This window comes from Parapedobacter sp. GCM10030251, from assembly GCF_042666505.1.
Classification (GTDB): domain Bacteria; phylum Bacteroidota; class Bacteroidia; order Sphingobacteriales; family Sphingobacteriaceae; genus Parapedobacter.
The window spans coordinates 1-857 of sequence record NZ_JBHTDN010000040.1 but is presented as its reverse complement, the minus strand read 5'-3'; the positions used below and the strand labels follow the sequence as shown (position 1 = coordinate 857).

General features: G+C 52.9%; 2 protein-coding genes. Both read left to right on the top strand.

Features of this window, described 5'->3' with window-relative positions:
- The first annotated feature begins 149 nt into the window (after nucleotides 1-149).
- A complete protein-coding gene (locus tag ACFQRK_RS23935; RefSeq protein WP_379010957.1) occupies nucleotides 150-368 on the top strand; it encodes a hypothetical protein in 219 nt (72 codons plus the stop codon).
- A gap of 65 nt (nucleotides 369-433) precedes the next feature.
- On the top strand, nucleotides 434-857 hold a 424-nt coding region (locus ACFQRK_RS23930), incomplete at its 3' end, for a tetratricopeptide repeat protein (RefSeq protein ID WP_379010956.1).

Below are 857 nucleotides of genomic sequence, written 5' to 3'. Positions count from 1 at the left end.
GTGGGTTATTCGTATGATTACATTCTGAGCCGGCTGAGCAGCGTTCAGAACGGCTCGCATGAAATCACATTGGGCATCACCTTCGGCCGGAAAGACCGGCGGCTGCTGAGCCCGAGGTTTTTTTAGGGGATGATTGAAAGGATACGATCATGTTATTTGAAAGGCTGACCTTGTTTATAGACGACGCAAAAGACCTCCGTTACATCCGGGGCAGTTACCAGATGGAAATCTGGAAGGCCAACCGGGAGGAGTTGCCCGTAGTGGTATCGCATATCAACAACAGCCGTTATGTCATCTCATCTGGCGATTTAATCTATGAGGCTGTCGACGAGGAGCGGGCATACCGTTACATTCTGCGTTTTTTTTAAGTGGATATGTCAATGAATATAGGTTAGGACCTGCGAGGCACCTGACAACAACGAGCAAACGAGTTATGAAGAACAAACTACTAGGAACAGGCATTCTTTTTTTCAGGGTTATATTTCCAATGGTGATCCTGCTGTTGGCATTCTCTGCCACCTATTGCCAGGAGCAGCTCGGTCTCCGGGACCGTGCTGAGCAGGCGTTCCTGAGATACGAATATGCCAACGCAGCCGCGCTGTACGTGAAACTGGCGGATAGCAGAAAGCCGCGTCTGGCCGATCTGGAGCGATTGGCCTACTGTTACATGCAGATGAAGGACTACGAGTCGGCGGAGAACTGGTATTCGCGCGTGGCGGCGATGGACGGCAGCAGCCCGGAGAACCTGCTGCGGTACGGGGAGGTGCTGAAGATGAACGGGAAGTATGCCGGGGCGAAGGAGCAGCTGGAAGCGTATGCTGAAAAAACCGGCGACCGGGGCCGGGTTTCGGTACAGC

Bases quoted from the DNA above. Each gene is read 5' to 3' on its own strand.
- ACFQRK_RS23935 (WP_379010957.1), top strand. From the start codon at position 150: ATGTTATTTGAAAGGCTGACCTTGTTTATAGACGACGCAAAAGACCTC.